The sequence below is a fragment of the Aliiroseovarius sp. PTFE2010 genome (genome assembly GCF_049943335.1).
GTDB lineage: Bacteria > Pseudomonadota > Alphaproteobacteria > Rhodobacterales > Rhodobacteraceae > JBNFVY01.
This window is the reverse complement of sequence record NZ_JBNFVY010000015.1, coordinates 41,360-60,546: the sequence shown is the minus strand read 5'-3', so window position 1 is coordinate 60,546 and position 19,187 is coordinate 41,360. Positions and strand designations below refer to the sequence as shown.

Sequence of the window (19,187 nt, the reverse complement as noted above, 5' to 3'; positions counted from 1 at the left end):
GCCCGTCTGGCGTCCCGTTAGCGCCTCAGCGCCGCCGGTGAAGGGGCTTTTACGGATACCTATCAAAACCCGCAAGGGCTTTTTACAAGAAAAGTTCACAAACCTTTCAACACATTGATATAGCTATGTTTTTAAGATGGCAAATTACGATCTTCAAACGGTCTTTGCGAGGGCTGTGGCGACTCAGGGCGAGTCAGTGTTCCGGCCAGCCCGACAGAAGCGCCCATTCGTTCAATTTCAGCCACATCGTTGAAGTGACACTGACCTACGCAATATTGGGGCTCTGCCCAATATGTTGTGGGTCATGGGCGTCTTTGGCCAACGCGCTTCGCGATTCTGCACGCTTTTCACATCTCGCCGCGGTCTGGCACCTGTTGCGGGCGATTCCACCCGACGCTTGAATCTGGATTGTCGACAAACGCGCATGCAACGAACATCTGCGCCACTCTTCTGACATTCCTGCGTCTGCCGGGCGCCCACCAATGGGACAAGCAGCCGCTATGTCCAAGGTCGCCGCACGCACGCGCCATCCTGCCCGGGTCCCCTGCCCTGGTCCTACGCCCACGGGCCCACCCGCGGGGCGCGACAAAGAATTTGGTCAGATCTGCTTTTGCTGGCACACTCGCGCACAACCCACCCAACCCGCGAGGTCATGATGACACGTATTTTCCAGGCCCTTGCTGCCGCATTGTTGCTGTCAGTTCCCGCAACGGCGCAGCAAGTCAGCGACGCGGTTGCCCCCGAAGCGCAAACCGACGCCGGCGCCGCCTTTACCGGGGTGTCGGACAGGATCGATGCCGCGCTGCAGGCCAAAGCGTCCGGGCAGCCGGTCACAGCAGACAGCTGGATGATCGCCGCCGCCAACCCGCTGGCCGCGCAGGCTGGCGCGGACGTATTGGAAGCAGGGGGCAGCGCGGCCGACGCGATGGTGGCCGCCCAGGCGGTTCTGGGCCTGGTCGAACCGCAATCCTCGGGGTTGGGCGGTGGGGCCTTTTTGGTCTGGTACGACGCGGCATCGGGCCAAGTCACCACGCTGGATGGACGAGAAACGGCCCCCCTCAAGGCCACCCCTACCCTGTTCCAAGATGAACAGGGCGCACCGCTGAAATTCTTTGATGCGGTGGTGGGCGGCCTGTCGGTTGGGACGCCGGGCACCCCGCAGCTAATGCAAGAGGCGCACCGGCGTTGGGGTCGGGCCAACTGGCATGATCTATTTGACGACGCCATCGCACTGGCCGATGGCGGGTTTGCCGTGTCTCCGCGGCTGGCAGAGATGGTGGCGCGCGATGCAGACCGGCTGGCCCGGTTTCCGGCCACCGCCGACTATTTCCTGCCTGCGGGCCAGCCGATTGCCGCGGGCCAGGTTTTGACCAATCCGGACTATGCCGACACCCTACGCCAGATCGCGGTGCACGGGGCTGATGCGCTCTATCATGGGCCGATTGCGGAAGATATCGTGCGCACCGTTCGCACTGCACCCGGCAATCCGGGCACACTGTCGATGCTGGACCTGTCGATATATCACGTGGTGGAACGGCCCGCTGTCTGCGTGCCCTACCGCGGCAATGACGTGTGCGGCATGGGGCCCCCGTCATCGGGCGCACTAACGGTTGGCCAGATCCTGGGGCTGCTGGATCGCTACGACCTTGCGGCGCTTGGCGCCCAAAACCCCGAAGCGTGGCGGCTGATCGGCGATGCCTCGCGCCTGGCCTTTGCCGACCGCGGGCGATACATGGCGGACACGGATTTCGTGCCGGTGCCGGTGCAGGGGCTGGTGGCACCAGAGTATCTGGACGCGCGCGCCGCGCTGCTTGGCGGCGATGACGCCCTGCCCGAGGTATCCCCCGGCACGCCCGACTTCGATCACGCCCTGCTCTGGGCAGACGATGCCAGTATCGAATTGCCATCCACGTCGCATATTTCGATCGTCGATGCCTATGGCAACGCCCTGTCGATGACCACCACGGTGGAAAACGCCTTCGGCTCGCGGCTTTTCGTGCGGGGCTTTCTGCTCAACAACGAACTGACCGATTTTTCCTTTCGCACCCACGCCGATGGCATTCCCATTGCCAACCGGGTTGAACCGGGCAAGCGACCGCGTTCGTCGATGGCGCCGACAATTGTGATGAAGGATGGCACCGCTCGCCTTGTGATCGGCAGCCCCGGGGGCAGTCGGATCATCGGCTATGTGGCCAAATCCATCGTCGCATATCTGGACTGGGGAATGGACGTGCAACAGGCCGTCGCCCTGCCCCATCTGGTCAACCGCTTCGGCACTTATGACATCGAAGCGGGCACCGAGGCCGAGGCGATGGCCCCCCAACTGGAGGCGCTCGGGTATCAGGTCAACACACGCGATCTGAATTCCGGACTGCACGCGATTTCGCTAGGCGACGGGCTGACCGGCGGGGCTGACCCGCGCCGCGAAGGGATTGCTTTGGGCGATTGATTGCATCGGCGCTTGCGCCCAATGCCAGCGGGACCGGGCAGACGGTGCCCCCTGCCCCGCCCGGCCAAGCCAGCCATGCCCTGTGTGGTCCGTGATCAACGCAGCGCCTGAAGAAAAATCGATATCGCGGCATATAAGGGCGGCCAAGCGCGGAAACCGGAAGGTCGGGGCCGCCGGACCGCCGTGCGTATGGGGCACAGGCGATCAACGCAGCCCCGCGCCGACGCGGAATTGATGCGTGACCCCGGCCGCTACCGCCTCAGAATGGTGATCCGGGCCAGAAGCCCTTTTGCACCAGGCTCAAAAGTCAGGGTGCCACCGTGCAAATTGGCGACGGTTGAAGCGATGGTCAGGCCCAGCCCGTGGCCATCGATCAGCTGTGTGTTGCTGCCGCGCCTGTAGGGGGCCATCAAATTCTCGACTTCAGCTGCCGACATATCATTGCCTTCGTCCTGGACAATGATCACTGCGTGATCGGCATCCTTTTCCAACGACACCGTCGCACGGCGCCCGTATTTCAGGGCATTGTCGATCAGGTTGGACACCGCGCGGGCCAGCGTGACGGGGCGCGCAAGCACGATGACCTTGTCGTCATCGCCAAGCGATCCAACGCCGCGGCGCGACATGAAAAGCGACGGCGCGCCATGCACCGACATCTTCTGGGTGCCTGCAAATTCGACCGGACGTCCGATATCCTGATAATCGTCCACAATCGATTGCAGCAGCGATTTCAGCGACAATTTCCGCGGCACTTCGGCGTCCAACTCGGCTCGGGTATAGGTCAGTACGCTTTCGATGATCCCTGTCATGCTGTCGATATCCGCTTCAAGTTTCGCGCGCAGGTCGGCATCGGGGATCAGGGCGGCGCGTAGTTTGAGCCGGGTTGCGGGCGTGCCAAGATCGTGACTGACACCGGAAAGGACTGCCGCGCGTTCGGCCAGCCGATCGCGTTCGCCAGCCAGATAGCTGTTCACCGAGCTGACGATCTCGCGCAGTTCGTAAAGCCCTTCGGTTTGGTAGAATTGGGGCCCGCCAATGCGATTGCGGTGTCTGAGCATTTGCGCAAAGCCGGAAAACTGCGCCGAGCTGTTCAGTACCAGCGTCACAAGCGCGCCGATCGCAACCAGGCTGATCCCCGCAGCCAGCAGCCGCAAATCACTGGGCGCCGCGGCGCAGCTCCAGACCCGGTCGCCGTCGATTTGCACCCAGGGCGCCTGGCCCAGTTTGGCGATCAGAATGGGATCGCTGCAATAGGTCGCCAACAGCATGGTCAAGGCGCCCATGGTCTCGGCCGGTGTCTGGTCAGCGCGCGAGGACACGGCCGCCAGCGGATAGCGCAGATCAGACGACAAAACCGCAAGCGTCAAGGGGCGCGAGATGCGATCGCGCGTCAAATCCGGGCGAATGGAAAAATTCGTCACAAGAGACGTGGGCGCAATGCCTGAAACCTGTTCGAATATTCCAGCCTGCGCGCGTGCCTGATCCTGCGCATCCAGCGGTGAAATCCGCACCCCGACCGGCGGCTCGCCGCCCGTTTGCAGACTGTCATAGAGCACGGCGCCGGCGAATTTGGCATTGTCCAGATAGGCGCTCCAACGGGCGTTCGATTGCAGCCAGAGCGATGCGGAAAGCAGGCCCAATGCAAAGGCCACCAGGACCAGACCGACCCCGCCGACCCGCAGGCTTCTGAGCGTTTGCATCACCGGTCCTCGGCAGTCACATCGACCGCGAATACATACCCCACGCCGCGCTCTGTACGCAGCATTTCGGGCGATTTGGGATCCTTTTCGATCTTGGCGCGCAGACGCCCGACAAGCACGTCAATTGCGCGCCCTTGGGCATCGGAACTGGTCTCGGCCTCGCCGGTGACATCCAACGCCTCGGCGATTTCGGCGCGGGTCAACGGAATGTGCGCGTTTGCCAGCAACGCTTGCAGCAAGGCCGTCTCGCGGCGCGACAGCGAAACTTGGTACCCGTCCGGTGACAGCACTTCGTCGCGCTTGGAATCGTAGACCCAGCCTGCGAAATGAAACGTTGCCTTGTGGCGGCGATAGACCAGCGAAGAGGTGCGGCGCGCGCGTGCCAGTACCGCCCGGATCCGCGCCAGCAGCAATTCGGTGTTGAACGGCTTGGCGATGTAGTCATCCGCGCCAACTGCATAACCGGCCATGCGATCAGAATCCGTGGACAGGGCAGAAATCATGATGATCGGCACCGACTGTTCGCTTCGCAGGCGCGCACATATCTCAACCCCGTTTTCGTCGCCCAGCATCACGTCGAGCAGGATCAGATCGATCCGGCCAGAGGACAGGTGCTTGCCTATTTCGGCCTCATTGGTGGCCGGCAGCGCAATGCATCCGTTTTGCTGCAGAACCTGCGTCAGCATCTGCCTCAGTTCAGTGTCATCATCAACGACTAGCAGTCGCGGAATCGTCACGTCGCTCCTCCCACCTCTTACACGCGAACACTGAGGCCCCTGATCCGGTCTATGAACCACAGTGCAACGGAATCAAGGCCAAGGTAACACCGCGTAACAATTGCGCCGGATTTATCGTCCCGCAGGCCGTATGGCCGCACTGCACCCATTGCATGGCGCACAATCGATGGTCCACAAGTTTTCTACTTGATCCGAACGGCCCACCTGCGGCGCGTTCTGAATTCTTGTCGGGAGGACCCAAAATGAAAAATACGCTTACAAGCGCAGTCTGTGCTGTTGCCTTGCTGTCGGCCGGCGCCGCTATCGCTGAGCCGAAGGCCGAAGTTCTGCACTGGTGGACATCTGGCGGTGAAGCCAAGTCTGTCGCCGTCTTGCAAAAGGAATTCTCAGACAATGGCGGCACATGGACTGACATGCCCGTCGCAGGCGGCGGTGGCGACAGCGCCATGAGCGCGCTGCGTGCCCGCGTTCTGTCCGGCAATGCCCCAACAGCCGTTCAGCTAAAGGGCCCTGCCATACAGGAATGGCACGAAGAAGGCGTTCTGGCCGACATATCCTCGGTCGCCGAGGCCGAAGGCTGGGCCGAGGTTCTGCCGTCCTCGATCGCTGGGCACATGAAATGCGAAGGCACATGGTGCGCCGCGCCGGTGAACGTGCACCGGGTTGACTGGATCTGGGCGAACGCCGACGTTCTTGAAGCCAACGACATCCAGATGCCCAACACATGGGACGAATTCAACGCAGCGGCCGAAAAGCTGCAGGCCGCGGGCATCATCCCGCTCGCGCATGGCGGTCAGGCATGGCAGGACGCGACCGTGTTCGAAGCTGTCGCCCTTGGCATTCTGGGCCCTGATGGCTTTCGCAAGGCCTTTGTAGAGCTGGACGAAGACACGCTGACCTCGGACAAAATGAAGGCTGTGTTCGACCAGGTGCGCATCATGCGCGGATTTGTCGACCCCAACTTTCCGGGTCGCGATTGGAACCTTGCCACAGCGATGGTCATGAACGGCGAAGCGGCGTTCCAGATCATGGGCGATTGGGCCAAGGGCGAATTCCTGGCAGCGGGCAAAACGCCGGGCGAAGATTTCCTCTGCGCGTCCGTTCCGGGTGAAGGCTTTCTCTATAACGTGGACAGCTTTGCGATGTTCGACGTCGATGGCGAAGACAGCAAAGCCGGTCAGGAACTGCTGGCCAAGCTGATCGTGGGCCCCAGCTTTCAGAAGGTCTTCAATCTGAACAAGGGGTCGATCCCCGTGCGCACCGATGTGCCCCTGGACGAATTTGACAGCTGTGCGCATCTGTCGGCCCAGGACATGGCGGCCAGCGGCGAAAGCGGCGCGCTGTTGCCCAGCTATGCGCATGGCATGGCATTGCGCGGCGCACAGTCGGGCGCAATCACAGATGTTGTGACATCGCATTTCAATTCGGACATGTCGTCGGATGAAGCGGTCAAGCAACTGGCAGCGGCCATCGCCAACAGCCTCTGATCCGCCGTCAATCGGTGTGCCTGCGCCCTGCTTGCGGGGCGCAGGCGGCAATCCCGGAGCTTTCCCATGACCAAGTGGCTTGAAGATCACCTGCCCAAAGTTGTTCTGGCGCCGTCCTTTGTCGCGGTTCTCATCTTCGTTTATGGTTTTATCGCCTGGACCGCCTGGGTGTCGCTGACGCGCTCGAAACTGCTGCCGAAATACGACATTCACGGCTTCATACAATACGAGCGTCTGTTTGCGTCACCACGCTGGGATGTGGCGATGAACAACCTGTTCATTTTCGGGGCGCTCTTTATCGTCATTTCGATGATCCTGGGTCTGGTTCTGGCGATCCTGCTGGACCAGAACATTCGGATCGAAGGCGCGATCCGCACGATTTATCTGTACCCGATGGCGCTGTCGATGATCGTGACGGGGACCGCGTGGAAGTGGATCCTCAATCCGGGGCTGGGCATTGAAGCGACGGTGCGCGGCTGGGGGTTTGAGAGCTTTACGTTCGACTGGCTGGTCAACCCGGACATGGCGATCTACACGATTGTCATCGCTGCCATCTGGCAAAGTTCGGGCTTTGTCATGGCGCTGTTTCTGGCCGGATTACGCTCGGTAGATACCGAAATCATCCGCGCCGCGCAGGTCGACGGAATTCCCACGTGGCGCGTCTATACCGCGATCATCATCCCGTCGATGGCGCCGATTTTCCTGTCTGCCTTCATCGTCCTGTCGCATCTGGCAATCAAGAGCTTTGATCTTGTCATCGCGCTCACAGGGGGCGGTCCGGGCTTTGCGTCCGATCTGCCCGCGACCTACATGTACGCGATGGCTTTTTCGCGCGGCGATATCGGCCAGGCCGCCAGTTCGGCGATGATCATGATGGCCGTCGTGTTCGCCATCGTCGTCCCCTACCTCTACTCGGAATTGAGGGCGAAAAATGACTGATATGGCCCATATCCCTGCGCGTGGCCGAAGCCGCGCTGGTAAAATCGCGCTGCGCTGGTTGCTCTATGTGATCCTTGGAGTGTTCGCCCTTTATTACCTGATGCCGCTGTTCGTGATGGTCACGACATCGCTGAAAAGCCTGGAAGAAATTCGCACCGGCGATCTGATGTCGCTGCCCCGCGAGGTGACCTTTGACGCATGGATCACGGCATGGTCCAAAGCGTGCACGGGCATTCAGTGCGAAGGGGTTCGTCCGTTTTTCTGGAACTCGGTCCTGATCGCGGTGCCGGCGGTTCTGCTTTCGACCCTGATCGGCGCCCTGAACGGCTATGTCGTTGCGCACTGGCATTTTCGCGGGGCCAACCTGTTTTTCGCCGCCATGCTCTTTGGCTGCTTTATCCCCTTTCAGGTGGTCCTGCTGCCTATGGCGCGTCTTTTGGGCATGATGGGCATTGCCGGCACGATCCCTGGGCTGGTTTTCGTTCATGTGATCTATGGGTTGGGCTTTACCACGCTGTTCTTTCGCAATTACTACGTGTCGATCCCGTCCGAGCTGACAAAAGCGGCCAAGGTCGATGGCGCGGGGTTCTTCCGCATCTTTTGGTCGATCTTCATGCCGCTGAGTTTGCCGATCATCGTGGTGACGGTGATCTGGCAGTTCACGCAGATCTGGAACGATTTCCTGTTTGGTGTGTCGTTCAGCCAGGCCGGCACGCAGCCAATTACCGTGGCCCTCAACAACATCGTCAATTCCACGACCGGCGTGAAGGAATACAACGTGGATATGGCCACCGCGATCATCGCGGCGCTTCCCACGCTTTTGGTCTACGTCGTTGCCGGCAAATACTTCATCCGCGGTCTGACCGCTGGCTCTGTGAAAGGGTGATCCCATGGCGCCTATTCTTGACATCAAAAATCTCTACAAGAACTACGGAAAGGTCGAAATTCTCAAGGATATCAATGTCTCGATCGACCGCGGTGATTTTCTGGTGCTGGTTGGTCCGTCGGGCTGCGGCAAGTCGACCTTGCTGAACTGCATCGCGGGGCTTGAGCCGATCAATAGCGGCGCGCTGAGCATTGACGGGCGCGACATGACCAATGTCAGCCCCAAGGACCGCGACATCGCGATGGTGTTCCAGTCCTATGCGCTCTACCCTACAATGTCGGTCGCCAAGAACATCACCTTCGGGATGAAAGTGCGCGGCGTTGATCAGGCCACGCAGGCCCAAAAGCTGAAACATGTCGCCCAGCAGTTGCAGATCGAACCATTGCTGAACCGCCGCCCCGGCCAGCTTTCCGGCGGTCAGCGCCAGCGCGTTGCGATGGGCCGGGCCTTGGTGCGCGATCCCAAGCTCTTTTTGTTCGACGAGCCGCTTTCGAACCTCGATGCCAAGCTTCGCGTGGAAATGCGCACGGAAATCAAAGAGTTGCATCAGCGTCTTGATGCATCGATTGTCTATGTGACCCACGATCAGATCGAAGCGATGACCCTGGCCAGCAAGATCGTCGTGATGAAGGGCGGTGTGATCCAGCAGATCGGCGCGCCGTCGGAAATCTACAACCGCCCTGCCAACCTGTTTGTCGCCGATTTCATGGGCAATCCGGCGATGAACCTGATCCCCGCCAAAGCCAGGTCGAACGGGTCAGGCACCAGGATCGAAATCGCGCGCCGCGATGACTCGCCGTTCGTGCTGACCGATACCAAGACGCGGAACTTGCCGGACGACGTCATCATTGGCGTGCGCCCCGAGGACATCGCCGAGCCCGATTCCCGCGCCGATCACAGCGCGCAGCAGGCCGAGTGCCTTGTCGATATCGTCGAGCCTGCCGGCGCCGACACCTTCATCGTCATGCAACTGGGCGGCACGCAGGTCACCGCGCGCTTGCATGCCGAAACCACAGCCCAACCAGGCCAGCGCCAGAAACTGGCATTCAACCTCGGCAAAGTGTCTTATTTCTCACCCGACACCGGCGAACGCCTGAACTGAACCGGCGATATTGATCGCGGAACTATTGCGGGTCGACAAGTCACACACAACCAAGCCCAGAGCGGTCATCAAACGGCCCTGCCCCCCAAAATCCGCCGCTCAGGCCAAACCACCAAGCCGAAGGCCCCTGGGGTAAGGGGCAGTCCGACCTCAGGCCGATTTGTGCAACAATGCCCCATCGATGCCAAGATCGCCGCTGTGACGGAGCAGCTTGAGAAAATGCAAGAATTCAAAAAGGGTCTGCTTCAGCAGATGTTTGTGTAGATATGAGAGTTTTGTTCTGTGTGCTTGGGCTTGTGGGCTCTGCGGGGATGTTTATCTGGGTGCCGATTGCGGCCACCGTCACTTCTATGGGCGACAGCGCTGGTAGCCTCTTTACGTTCGGAAAAGTTGACAATGCTTTTTCGAAAGACCCAAGCATGGGGCTGGTTCAATCCCATACCGGGTTGCTTATGGTTCTAAGCACGATTGCCTTTTTTGTGTGTCTTGTCTTGCTGATCTTGACCCCGAAAAAGAAGCCGGAATGACCACGCAATCCGAAGCGCAGCTTGAGGCTGGTCTTGTCAAACGCCTTACAGGGCTTGGCTATGCGCCCATCGCGCTGCCCGACATGAACGCCATGCGCGCCAACCTGCGCGAACAACTTGGCAAGCAAAACGGTGTGACGCTCTGGGACGCGGAGTTTGCCAAGACCAGCTGGCTTTCGTCCGCGCTTTCCGCGACCTGATGCGTTTGCGCAATGTGCTGACGAGCTTTACGCAGTTTGATAGCGACGATCTGGCGTTAGATGCGCAGCAAGCGCGAGCTTATCGAAAAGTTTAATGATGAGCACATGCCGCATGTATCTGGCAATCAAACGATTGAGAGTGCATTCGATAGTTTTTGGAATGAGGAAAAGTCAAAGGCGATTACCACTATCTGTGAAACGGAAGGCCTCAATGCGGGCGCGTTCAAAGCGATGATTGAAAGTTACCACTTTTCAGGAAAGCAACCGCTTCAGGGAGCCGTCGTTGAAGCCCTGGACGAAAAACCTAAAATCCTGGAGCGGAAATCAGTTGTCGAGCGGATCGTAAGTCAGCTTATGAATCTTAGTTCAACTTTTTGATGAAGGTATCGGAGGAGCCTAGTGTTCCGCGTCTGACAGATGTTACCTGTTTCCCCTTATTTCATCGAGAGCGTTGAGCGCGCGGCGTTCGCGGATGAGGATGTTTTCGGCGCTCCTGGTCCACCTGAAAGGCTTGGGATTCCCGTTGTGCTGGGCGAGATAGTCGTAGACTGCGGCTTCCAGATCGTCGACGCTGGAATAACTGCCGCGTCGGATGCGCGTTGACGTGATCTCGGCAAAGAAGCGCTAGACCAGGTTCAGCCATGATGCGCTGGTGGGCGTGAAATGCAGCTTGAAGCGCGGGTGCTTGTCCAGCCAAGCCTTCACCCCGCGCGTCTTGTGGGTGGCGTAGTTATCGAACACCAGATGCACATCGCGACGGGCGGGCACGGCCTTGTCGATCTATCGCAGGAATTTCAGGAACTCTTTTGCCCCCTCTCGCGCATCTGAAGACGATGCGCTGCCGGGCAGCGGATGGCGCGTCTCATCCGCCGACCATGGCGCCGACCATGGCACAGTGGGACGTGCCTGGGACTCCTATGTCAGGCGCGGAACACTGGCGTGCAAATTTCACGAAATTTTTTGACGAAAATCAATTCCGATCACCCGGGACTCGCTACTCCTTTCGTCATGGATATGATCACGCAAAAATTTCTGGATCGCGCGGATGCAGGCCGAGTATTGGCCAGGCTTCTGGCTGAAATGGAACTGGATGATCCGCTGATCTATGCCTTGCCGCGCGGCGGTGTGCCCGTTGGCGTCGAAGTTGCAAAACGGCTCGGTGCGCCACTTGATCTGCTCCTCGTGCGCAAGATCGGCGCGCCGCGCAATCCCGAAGTCGCCCTTGGCGCATTGGTTGAGGGCGCGGACGAGCAGATCGTCATCAACGAAAATGTGCGGCGCGCGTCAGGGGCGGATGACGCCTATATCGCCCACGCAGTGGCCGAACAGAGGGCCGAGCTTGAGCGGCGCAAGGCGCTTTACCTCGGCAACCGGGCGCGCCTGGATCCGAGAGGTCGCACCGTCGTTGTTGTCGATGACGGATTGGCAACCGGCGCCACCATGAAGGCGGCGCTGATCGGGTTGAAACGCTTTGGCCCGGCGCGGATCGTGGTGGCCCTGCCCGTCGCCCCCAAGTCGGCATTGCAGGACATATATGATCAGGCCGATGATATCATCTGCGTTCATCCGGTCACCGCCTTTCTGGGTGTCGGCGCGTTCTACAGAGACTTTCACCAGTTGTCGGACGACGAAATGGTGATGCTGCTCAACGCGGTCGGGACCGCCTCTTCGCAGGTGGCACAGAGCATCCACAAGAGACAGGTGGCCATTCCGCCCCTGGGCCTGATCGGCGACCTGGCGGTTCCCAAGACCCCGCGCGGCATCATCCTTTTTGCCCATGGAAGCGGGTCCAGCCGCCGAAGCCCCCGAAACACCTACGTCGCCGAAAAATTCAATGACGAGGGCTTTGCAACGCTACTGTTCGACCTCTTGACACCCGAGGAAGGCAAGGACCGTCGCAATGTCTTTGACATCAGCTCATTGAATATGGCGAGGTGCAGCGCGGCCAGCTCGGTGTGACGATTCAGGATTTCACCCCCGATCTTGCAGAGGCGCTCGGGCTAGAGGCCGGTGCGGGTGCAGTGATCACGCAGGTCGAACCGGGCAGCGCGGCCGATGCGGCCGGATTGCAGCCCAGCGACCTGATCGTGTCCGTCGATGGACGCCCCGTGGCCGGATCCGCCGATCTGCGCACCCAGATCGGATTGAAGCGGACCGGACGAACCATCGAGATCGGGATCATCCGCAACGGCGAGCAGCAGACTGTCGTGGCGACCCTGCGACGCGGGGCGCAAGGCGGCCCCCAGGCAGGTGGTCACGAGCTGGAATGGCTGTCCGGAGCAGACCTCCGCGATCTTGAGCCGGGCGACCCGCTATACGGCAAGATATCCGGTGTCTTGGTGGCGAGGCTGGACCCCGCCAGCCGTGCCGCGCGGTCGGGCATCGAGGTCGGCGACATCATCCTCGCCGTCAACCGCGTGCCTGTCGCATCGGTTGCCGAGTTGCGCGAACAGCTCACGAAAGTCGACCGGGCACTCGCCTTGACGATTCAACGCGGATCGGCCCGCATTTTTCTGATCATGCGCTGACACGGCGACATTCAAAATGGAGGGCGGACTGAAGGAGAATGAAAAAGAGGCCGACACTGCGGCCAAAGGCGACGTTTCCAAGCAGCCCAACCCGGCCACCGACGCGGTGGACCGGGCCGCCGATCAATCAGCCATTCGCTCTGCCCATTAAACGAAAAGGAAATCACATCCAGCACAGGAGACGAAGATGGAAATCTCGAAAGCGATGCATGAGAACGCCGATTGGGTCAGCGCTGACACGCCGGTAAGCGAAATTGCAAACATGATGAAAAAGAAAGATATCGGCGCAGTTCCAATTGGAAAGGACGACAAACTGGTCGGGATAATTACGGACCGCGACATCGCGCTCAGGGTTGTGGCCGCCGGGCGTGATCCGGAAAAGACCAAGTCCGAAGACGTGATGACCAAAAGGATTGTCTATTGCCGAACCACCGAAACTGTCGAGGACGCAATTCACCTGATGGATCAGAAGAAAATCCGTCGACTACCGGTCCTTGACGACAAGAAGCGGCTGGGCGGAATGCTCAGCCTTGGTGATGTCGCACATTCTGTCAGCCGCGATCTGTCGGGTGAACTGCTGCACGCGGTATCCGATCATCATAAATGACCTGAATGCTTCGGAACAGCACTCAGCGCGGCGAGTCAGCGGGATACGAAGCATTCAGGGAGCAGGATTGACCCGGTTCGACTTCAGTCCCTTTTGGGGAACGCCACTGGCGTCGAAGTGCTCAGCGGTCGGCATGAAAAGTATGCGCACTTTCAGTGCCTTACACAAAATTCACCAAATCTCTGCAGGCAACAGGTTCAGAGAATATCGGCAGAGAGAGCGCTCTTGGGCCTCTTGGCACCGAGGTTGGTGAATAGCCCGCCCTGCATAACCCTCGAAAACAACGGAAAAATCTGGCCGCAGCCGGATGAGGAGAACAGTTTCTCTAGGGCAAGTGGCGGAGGGGACGGGACTGAAATCCAACCTTCTCTGGGCCTACGAAGAACATCGGCCAAGGCCAAGTGCCGTTGGTACGCAGTTATTTTCTTTGAAACCCGTATCTTATTCCCTCACCACGAAGCTCAAGAACATGTGCGCCTTCGTCGGTCATGGGATTGGGAAGCATTTCTATTTTAGTCTGGGCTGGTTCTGCAACATGACTGACATATGCGATCTTGTATTGAACGCCACTGCGCGCACGAGCAGCCAATCGCGCTGCCCTCACTTCAGTTTCCCCGATTTCAAAAGACTGAGGGTCATCCACACTGGCTTTGACCTCAATCTGCCAAGTCTGGTTCCTGTAAGTGACCTCAAAATCATAACCGAGCCCATCGTTCCCATCGCGACCAGTGATCAAGGCTCCGTTCTCTGAAACCCATGCGGAGTCGATATCCTGTTTGTTTAGGATACGCTTCAGCCAATGGTATACAATCATCTCGCCCAATCGACCGATCAGTTCAGTCTTTTCCTCAGGGACACGAGGTCGCCGCCCCTTTTTCTTTCCGCTGTTTCGTCCGCGTCCAGTCTTGGGCGTATCGTTATCGTGCTGAACCTTTTCCAAGTCAGCAGACGAGCTCAAAGCGCTGCCTAGCACCTCCGCTGAAAGCGACTGCTGTAGTTCATCTGACAGAGCAAAAAGATCGACCTCCGTCGGATCAATCAGTTTCCCATTGAATTCAACTAGGCGCGCCTCGCGCTTGCGCTCTTCTTTCGCTTCCCGAGCCTTCACGCTCTCGTCCTTAACATCATCCTCGGACAGCTTAAGCTCGTTGAGGTCAAGTGAATGGTGCATACCGACAGGCCAAAGGTCCAAGATCTGAAGCCACTTTGCAGCCGAAGTGTCATCAAGCATGCGAAAATCCAACACGCCGATACTATCCAGTCGTTTGCGGAAATCATCGACTCCGTCTTTCTCGATCAAAGCGTCAGGGCGCCTCTCTGGTTGGAATTTTGCGCACCAAGCTCGAAGAATTGGCAGCGCTCTCCGAATGAAGTCAGAAAGGAATTTCCGATTATGGTCACGGACCTGTACCAGGGTTGAAGGCGTCGTAAACTGATCGCCCAGCGGCGGCGCACCTTGAAGGTCGAGCCACGCGTTCACCAATACTTCCATCTCCGAGTTTGGAGGCTCTTTGAACCGAAGAAGCCAAGCCGGATCTGGTTTCAGTGTGCGAATAGCATCTCTGGTCACTGCGTAGCCATCCGCGGGCTGCATCAAATTCAGCTTTTCTGCGTAAGCCGAAATAAGGCACTCAGTGATTTCGATCTCACGCTGCCGTAAGAAATTCTCAAGACACCAGGCATGTTGCTCGGGATATGTCTCGGGTTCCAAGCCAACAGCAGTTAGGCTCTTATTGAATTCAGCGAAATCAAAACCAAGGCCTTCTCGAAAATCACCCGGACCCAACGCAGTGCGGCAGACTACCAACAGTTCGCCGACATCGATGGAGGTCTGCAGAAGCAATTTCGTCAGTGTGGCCCGCAGCAGCCCTTCGTCCTTAAACGTGTGGTCGAACTCTCTATCAAACGCATCGACCACAGAATGGCCCGCAACATGGTAGAGAACGGCACGTATCCAAGGCGCCTGGCGTTCAAGGCCAGCATTCAGCGTAGTAGTTGCAGCCGTCGTCGAAGAGGCGGAAAGCTGCAGAAGTTCGGCCATGCGTCTGACATCTATTCCGGGATATGCTTGCGGATCGGCAAGCGGAACGTCGCGGCTGATGTGAGCTAGGAGTAACCTGAGATGTGGAGCGAGAGCACGCTGTCCCAGAGCCTCACAGATCGCAGGGATACACCGATCGACGAGCTCCCAGTTCCACTCCTCACCACTCCCCACTAAAACAACGGACTGCCCATTTTCAGCAGTCAGACTAAAGGCCTGAGAGGCTATCTGCTCCGGCGAGATGCCGATACCGTCGACAACGAAGCCTAACGTAGATGCTTTTGCGAGACTTATTCGTTCAAGTTTCGCCAGCAGTTCAGAACGGTCGGATGGAAGGCGTTGCGCATCGGTACCGATGAGGGCTTCTATCGCGACTGCCAGCATAGGCCGAAAGATAGGGCAAACCTCGAGGATTGGGGTCTTCTTCGCGTCATCGATAGAATTTCCATCAGCACGAAGCGTGTAATCGACACGGGACATGCGCCTAATACGCGCACCATAGAACGCCTCGAAGAGCTCTCCAGTTCGTTCCGGCTCGCTCTCCTTCAATTGAAAGAATGCTTGCCCACTGGCGGCTAGGAGACCCGCATCGCTTTCCCTTTCGGTGTCGCAGATATATACGATTTCGCCCTGATCTTCGTCCTCGTCAAACATGTTCACAGATACTCTACTGTTCTGTTTTTGAACTAAGATCTCCACAGGAACTACGGTTTCGCGCGGATCTTCCGTGCCGTCTTCTACGAGCGCGAGGAACTGCCTCCATGTTCGAAAATAAAGGTTAAGCAATCGCGGTCTGAAATGATCGTCAAGTCCCTCACTACTGAAGTGCTCTGCGAGGAAAGCAAGCTGATCAGCCAAAGTGTCAGGGTCGCCGAGAATGCGAAGACCCGTTCGTTCCCGTAATTTCTGGAAAAGGTCATTCCCTGATCGCTCGAGTATTCGCCTGACCTCTCGAACTGGTCTCGGAAGGTATGACAGAAATCGTTCGCCGTCGGCATCGTTCAACCAGACATCAGATGGCGTAGCAGCCACTTGGCCAAGGTCAGAGTGCCCGAAATCCTCTACTGGCAACCAGTTCGACGAACGTAGGAACGCCGCAAGCGGCGTGGGCCAGTTTCGGCGATCCGCCCAACGCGAAAAGTGATGGTGAACTTCAAGCTCCCATGCTAACTCCGGTGTTTTCGCCAACCAATCAAGGATCAGTCGGGCGTACAGTGTCTTGCACGCAGGAGAAAAGGAATCCACGTCAGCTTGCCCAGGCAGCCAGTGAATTTCGCCATCGATCACGTATTCTGTGGTAGATGGAAGATTGAGGAGCGACGGATCCGAAGACCTGATGCTCTCCTGCCAAACTTCGCCGAATGTTTGCGGCATCCCATAGTCTTCAACAAATGAAAAGCTACTGATCTCGTTTGCTCGAAAACGGTTTTTCTTCGATGATTTTCGCTCGAGCCTAATGCCACTTTCAACCCCGAGTTCGGTCAAAAACTCCACCCAATCCTCGATCTGCTTGTTCCGAAAAGCTAGATGATCGGGTGCTGCCAGTCGGCGAGAGGACAAAGCATCTAGGTCGGGAATATTCGACGGAGCGGCATCAAGGAAATTCTGAAGCAGCTCCCCCGAGGTCCGGCTGGGCCATCCTTCCGAGAACACAGCTTCTCTCGCCTCGATGTATCGACCGTCGAGTGTCGGCACCCGAAACCGGTGTTGAGGCTGCAATCGAAAAGATCGGTTGGCTGCGCGGGGCTGCCGCCATAAATGAAACGCCCAACGCAAGCCGCCCTTCAGAACTTCTTTGTTACGCTCACTTCGCAGTGTTCGAGAAAGATGCGCGAGTATTGCTTCGCGATCAAACTCCTCCACGAGTTTGTGCTTCTCGAGATAAGCACGTGTCCCGGACAGTTCCCGATGCCAAGGATAAGCGCTCGACAAGAAACCGAAACGCTCAGAAAGTTTCTTTGGCGGATCGATTTCTAGGTCTTCATCCGTTTCTGACCGGCGCGGGTCGGGAGGAGAAAATATTGCAGTCTCAAGTTTGCGACGCCTGCGCGAAGGCCGCGAACTCCGTTCTGCTTCGGGTGGTGGCGACATGGCAGCGTGAAGTTGCCCGTCGTCTCCAATAAGCACAGAAAGCCCCGCTAAGAGATTTCCATCACTGCCCATGAAATCTGGAATCTGTAAGAAATACTCCTGCCAACTGGCCTTGGCTGTTCGGCTATTTTTGTGGAGCCTTTTGGCCACGCTTTCAACAAGCCGCGCACGTTCTTCTCCACCGGGCTCTCCAGCGTAGCCTTCAGCATGGTTTGAGAGATAGTGGTCCAAACGATCTTGCCGGGATGCTATCGTGTGCCAGATCGGCCAAACACCAAGAGCAGCCGCGAAGTACGCCGCCTTATTGGCAGAGAACGTACCGCTGCTGTCCGGCCACAAGCGCGAGAACTTCGGCGGCTTCCATGTCAAGACAAGGCCATCGGGCCCCGATTCCGAACACGGGACAATGGGAGCGTCATCAAATTCCTCACATCCAAAGACCTCTGCCACTTTGAGCGCAACAACTTCCGCCAGATCTTCGTCGGCCTCCAGACTTCCAACCTTCTCCCAGCACATGAAGTCTGCAACAGCTGCGGAGCGTTCATCATCTGAAAGCCAGTTTGAGAGCATACCAGCCGGGTCCATGACGATCTGATGTACCGCCTCGGATACCAGGCCTGTCGCTTCCTCCAATAAAACCGCGTTCAACCGATTCCGTGCGTTCAGGTGTTTTCGGTTCGACGAAGGGAAGAAACTGCCATGCAGGTATCCTTGAAAAGGAGCTTCGGCCTGCTCACCCATCGGCAGATATGTGTAAAGCCGCGATGTTTCGACCGGCGCATCGAGCCGGACCGCAATCGCAATATCACCAGGACCAGTCCACCTTTCCCAATGCTCGTTTAATTCCTTTTGCGAAATTGCCTCTGCGATGGCTTCCTTCATGACACGCTCTGCAACGGCACGGCGTGCGACGAGTAACGTCCCCGCGGCTCCAAGATTCACTCGGGAAATGGTGATGTCGGCAATCTCTTTTGTTTCTTCTGAGCGAGTGAACACAAACTCTGTTTCGGTTTCGCCATCCGCGCCCACAATCCGAAAATTCAATGATTGGACGCGATCCAGAAACAGGAGCATCGGAACCTGCTGAGTACGCAGTTCCTCGATTTCTCGCCTAACTGCGCCCTGAGCAGCCACATTGCGGAGCGGTAGCTCTATGAGAGTTGAAAAATTGTCTCCAGCATAGGCGCGAACTGCTTCGTTTTGCTCATCCAGCCATACTGGGATATGAAAAATTGGCAGGTCTCGTGTCGCTAGTTCACGATGCCGCAGATCATCGATAAGCGTCTGGTAGTCTGCCGCGCCGGCAAACCTAAAACAGAAACCAGAAAAAGAATCTTGTCTCGGAGCGTCAGTTTGCTGGGAATAGATCCTCGGCGTGTCTGTGATCTGTACTACACTCCGAAAGCCAAGGCCCTTGTTTCCGATCGACTCGCCCAACGGCTTCCGAGAAAGGCCGATGTTGCAGAGGTCCTTCACATTCTCTGAGGTGAACGCCCGGCCAGTGTTCGCCACGAAGATCGTGCCCTCAGCCCCATAACGCAAATCAAGCGTTATCTCGATTCGACCGTCCCGAGTCTGCATTGGATGAGCATCGTAGGCGTTTTGAATTAGTTCGATCAAAAAGCGGTCACGATAGTCCGAAGCGACGTTGGCGGTCAGGCTTGCATTACTTTTGTAGACCTCGTCCAAGTACTCGCCATTTTCGCCGATGGTTCCTCTAAACCCGCGGATTTTATCTGCTGCCAGCGTCTCGATCATGGATCTTTGGAGAGTCAGCAAAGTACCGTCTGTTTGGTCTGTGGGCGGCTCATTGACAGGTGGGTGGTGGGCCATGGTTTCAGACCTCTGCCTGAGCGTGCGCGACTGCGTTCAACAATGCGATTAGACCGAGCA

The 19,187-nt window shown here is 57.9% G+C and carries 17 protein-coding genes; 13 read left to right on the top strand and 4 right to left on the bottom strand.

Annotation, left to right across the window (positions count from 1 at the left end; translation table 11 throughout):
• Positions 1-655 precede the first annotated feature (655 nt).
• Positions 656-2,449 carry a gamma-glutamyltransferase gene (gene ggt / locus ACP2AV_RS14765; RefSeq protein ID WP_426373546.1) on the top strand — a complete coding sequence of 598 codons (1,794 nt, stop codon included), beginning with the start codon at positions 656-658 and terminating at the stop codon, positions 2,447-2,449.
• 251 nt (positions 2,450-2,700) lie between these two features.
• On the opposite strand, the gene ACP2AV_RS14760 is transcribed toward ggt, so the two are convergent.
• Positions 2,701-4,149 carry a sensor histidine kinase gene (locus ACP2AV_RS14760; protein ID WP_426373543.1) on the bottom strand — a complete coding sequence of 483 codons (1,449 nt, stop codon included), beginning with the start codon at positions 4,147-4,149 and terminating at the stop codon, positions 2,701-2,703.
• Positions 4,149-4,886 carry a response regulator transcription factor gene (locus ACP2AV_RS14755; RefSeq protein ID WP_426373542.1) on the bottom strand — a complete coding sequence of 246 codons (738 nt, stop codon included), beginning with the start codon at positions 4,884-4,886 and terminating at the stop codon, positions 4,149-4,151. Before ACP2AV_RS14755 ends, ACP2AV_RS14760 begins: the two co-directional genes overlap by 1 nt.
• A 242-nt stretch (positions 4,887-5,128) precedes the next feature.
• Here ACP2AV_RS14755 and ACP2AV_RS14750 point away from each other — a divergent pair, with 242 nt between their 5' ends.
• From ACP2AV_RS14750 to ACP2AV_RS14715, 8 genes are all read left to right on the top strand, one after another.
• Positions 5,129-6,373 carry an ABC transporter substrate-binding protein gene (locus ACP2AV_RS14750; protein WP_426373541.1) on the top strand — a complete coding sequence of 415 codons (1,245 nt, stop codon included), beginning with the start codon at positions 5,129-5,131 and terminating at the stop codon, positions 6,371-6,373.
• Positions 6,374-6,439: 66 nt separating this feature from the next.
• Positions 6,440-7,312 carry a carbohydrate ABC transporter permease gene (locus ACP2AV_RS14745; RefSeq protein ID WP_426373540.1) on the top strand — a complete coding sequence of 291 codons (873 nt, stop codon included), beginning with the start codon at positions 6,440-6,442 and terminating at the stop codon, positions 7,310-7,312.
• The gene (locus tag ACP2AV_RS14740) at positions 7,305-8,198 is read left to right on the top strand and encodes a carbohydrate ABC transporter permease (protein WP_426373539.1); all 894 of its coding nucleotides are present in this window, start codon (positions 7,305-7,307) and stop codon (positions 8,196-8,198) included. The genes ACP2AV_RS14745 and ACP2AV_RS14740 overlap by 8 nt, the downstream gene beginning before the upstream one ends.
• Positions 8,199-8,202: 4 nt before the next feature.
• Positions 8,203-9,300 carry an ABC transporter ATP-binding protein gene (locus ACP2AV_RS14735; protein ID WP_426373538.1) on the top strand — a complete coding sequence of 366 codons (1,098 nt, stop codon included), beginning with the start codon at positions 8,203-8,205 and terminating at the stop codon, positions 9,298-9,300.
• 266 nt (positions 9,301-9,566) lie between these two features.
• A complete protein-coding gene (locus ACP2AV_RS14730; RefSeq protein WP_426373537.1) occupies positions 9,567-9,827 on the top strand; it encodes a hypothetical protein in 261 nt (86 codons plus the stop codon).
• Positions 9,824-10,027: a hypothetical protein gene (locus ACP2AV_RS14725; protein WP_426373536.1), complete on the top strand. Its 204-nt coding sequence runs from the start codon at positions 9,824-9,826 to the stop codon at positions 10,025-10,027. The genes ACP2AV_RS14730 and ACP2AV_RS14725 overlap by 4 nt, the downstream gene beginning before the upstream one ends.
• Entirely contained in the window at positions 10,027-10,122 is a 96-nt protein-coding gene (locus ACP2AV_RS14720) for a hypothetical protein (protein ID WP_426373535.1), read from the top strand. The genes ACP2AV_RS14725 and ACP2AV_RS14720 overlap by 1 nt, the downstream gene beginning before the upstream one ends.
• Positions 10,088-10,405, top strand: coding sequence for a type I restriction endonuclease subunit R, EcoR124 family (locus tag ACP2AV_RS14715; protein WP_426373534.1), 318 nt, complete (start codon positions 10,088-10,090; stop codon positions 10,403-10,405). Before ACP2AV_RS14720 ends, ACP2AV_RS14715 begins: the two co-directional genes overlap by 35 nt.
• A 246-nt stretch (positions 10,406-10,651) precedes the next feature.
• Here ACP2AV_RS14715 and ACP2AV_RS14710 read toward each other — a convergent pair whose 3' ends face one another.
• Entirely contained in the window at positions 10,652-10,795 is a 144-nt protein-coding gene (locus ACP2AV_RS14710) for a transposase (RefSeq protein WP_426373533.1), read from the bottom strand.
• Positions 10,796-11,035: 240 nt separating this feature from the next.
• Between ACP2AV_RS14710 and ACP2AV_RS14705 the strand changes: the two genes are divergently transcribed.
• The 4 genes from ACP2AV_RS14705 to ACP2AV_RS14690 are packed head-to-tail and all read left to right on the top strand — an operon-like array spanning position 11,036 to position 13,162.
• Entirely contained in the window at positions 11,036-11,986 is a 951-nt protein-coding gene (locus ACP2AV_RS14705) for a phosphoribosyltransferase family protein (RefSeq protein WP_426373532.1), read from the top strand.
• Entirely contained in the window at positions 11,983-12,555 is a 573-nt protein-coding gene (locus ACP2AV_RS14700; protein WP_426373531.1) for a PDZ domain-containing protein, read from the top strand. The genes ACP2AV_RS14705 and ACP2AV_RS14700 overlap by 4 nt, the downstream gene beginning before the upstream one ends.
• A gap of 16 nt (positions 12,556-12,571) precedes the next feature.
• Positions 12,572-12,706, top strand: a complete 135-nt coding sequence (locus tag ACP2AV_RS14695) for a hypothetical protein (protein WP_426373530.1) — start codon at positions 12,572-12,574, stop codon at positions 12,704-12,706.
• 36 nt (positions 12,707-12,742) lie between these two features.
• Positions 12,743-13,162, top strand: coding sequence for a CBS domain-containing protein (locus ACP2AV_RS14690; RefSeq protein ID WP_426373529.1), 420 nt, complete (start codon positions 12,743-12,745; stop codon positions 13,160-13,162).
• Between the two features lie 418 nt (positions 13,163-13,580).
• On the opposite strand, the gene ACP2AV_RS14685 is transcribed toward ACP2AV_RS14690, so the two are convergent.
• Entirely contained in the window at positions 13,581-19,052 is a 5,472-nt protein-coding gene (locus tag ACP2AV_RS14685) for a sacsin N-terminal ATP-binding-like domain-containing protein (protein ID WP_426373528.1), read from the bottom strand.
• Between the last annotated feature and the right edge of the window lie 135 nt (positions 19,053-19,187).

What these genes read in the sequence shown, in the direction of transcription:
- ggt (WP_426373546.1), top strand. Translation starts at nt 656, where the DNA reads ATGACACGTATTTTCCAGGCCCTTGCTGCCGCATTGTTGCTGTCAGTT.
- ACP2AV_RS14760 (WP_426373543.1), bottom strand. Translation starts at nt 4,149, where the DNA reads ATGCAAACGCTCAGAAGCCTGCGGGTCGGCGGGGTCGGTCTGGTCCTG.
- ACP2AV_RS14750 (WP_426373541.1), top strand. Translation starts at nt 5,129, where the DNA reads ATGAAAAATACGCTTACAAGCGCAGTCTGTGCTGTTGCCTTGCTGTCG.
- ACP2AV_RS14745 (WP_426373540.1), top strand. Translation starts at nt 6,440, where the DNA reads ATGACCAAGTGGCTTGAAGATCACCTGCCCAAAGTTGTTCTGGCGCCG.
- ACP2AV_RS14740 (WP_426373539.1), top strand. Translation starts at nt 7,305, where the DNA reads ATGACTGATATGGCCCATATCCCTGCGCGTGGCCGAAGCCGCGCTGGT.
- ACP2AV_RS14735 (WP_426373538.1), top strand. Translation starts at nt 8,203, where the DNA reads ATGGCGCCTATTCTTGACATCAAAAATCTCTACAAGAACTACGGAAAG.
- ACP2AV_RS14730 (WP_426373537.1), top strand. Translation starts at nt 9,567, where the DNA reads ATGAGAGTTTTGTTCTGTGTGCTTGGGCTTGTGGGCTCTGCGGGGATG.
- ACP2AV_RS14725 (WP_426373536.1), top strand. Translation starts at nt 9,824, where the DNA reads ATGACCACGCAATCCGAAGCGCAGCTTGAGGCTGGTCTTGTCAAACGC.
- ACP2AV_RS14720 (WP_426373535.1), top strand. Translation starts at nt 10,027, where the DNA reads ATGCGTTTGCGCAATGTGCTGACGAGCTTTACGCAGTTTGATAGCGAC.
- ACP2AV_RS14715 (WP_426373534.1), top strand. Translation starts at nt 10,088, where the DNA reads ATGCGCAGCAAGCGCGAGCTTATCGAAAAGTTTAATGATGAGCACATG.
- ACP2AV_RS14705 (WP_426373532.1), top strand. Translation starts at nt 11,036, where the DNA reads ATGGATATGATCACGCAAAAATTTCTGGATCGCGCGGATGCAGGCCGA.
- ACP2AV_RS14695 (WP_426373530.1), top strand. Translation starts at nt 12,572, where the DNA reads ATGGAGGGCGGACTGAAGGAGAATGAAAAAGAGGCCGACACTGCGGCC.
- ACP2AV_RS14690 (WP_426373529.1), top strand. Translation starts at nt 12,743, where the DNA reads ATGGAAATCTCGAAAGCGATGCATGAGAACGCCGATTGGGTCAGCGCT.
- ACP2AV_RS14685 (WP_426373528.1), bottom strand. Translation starts at nt 19,052, where the DNA reads ATGATCGAGACGCTGGCAGCAGATAAAATCCGCGGGTTTAGAGGAACC.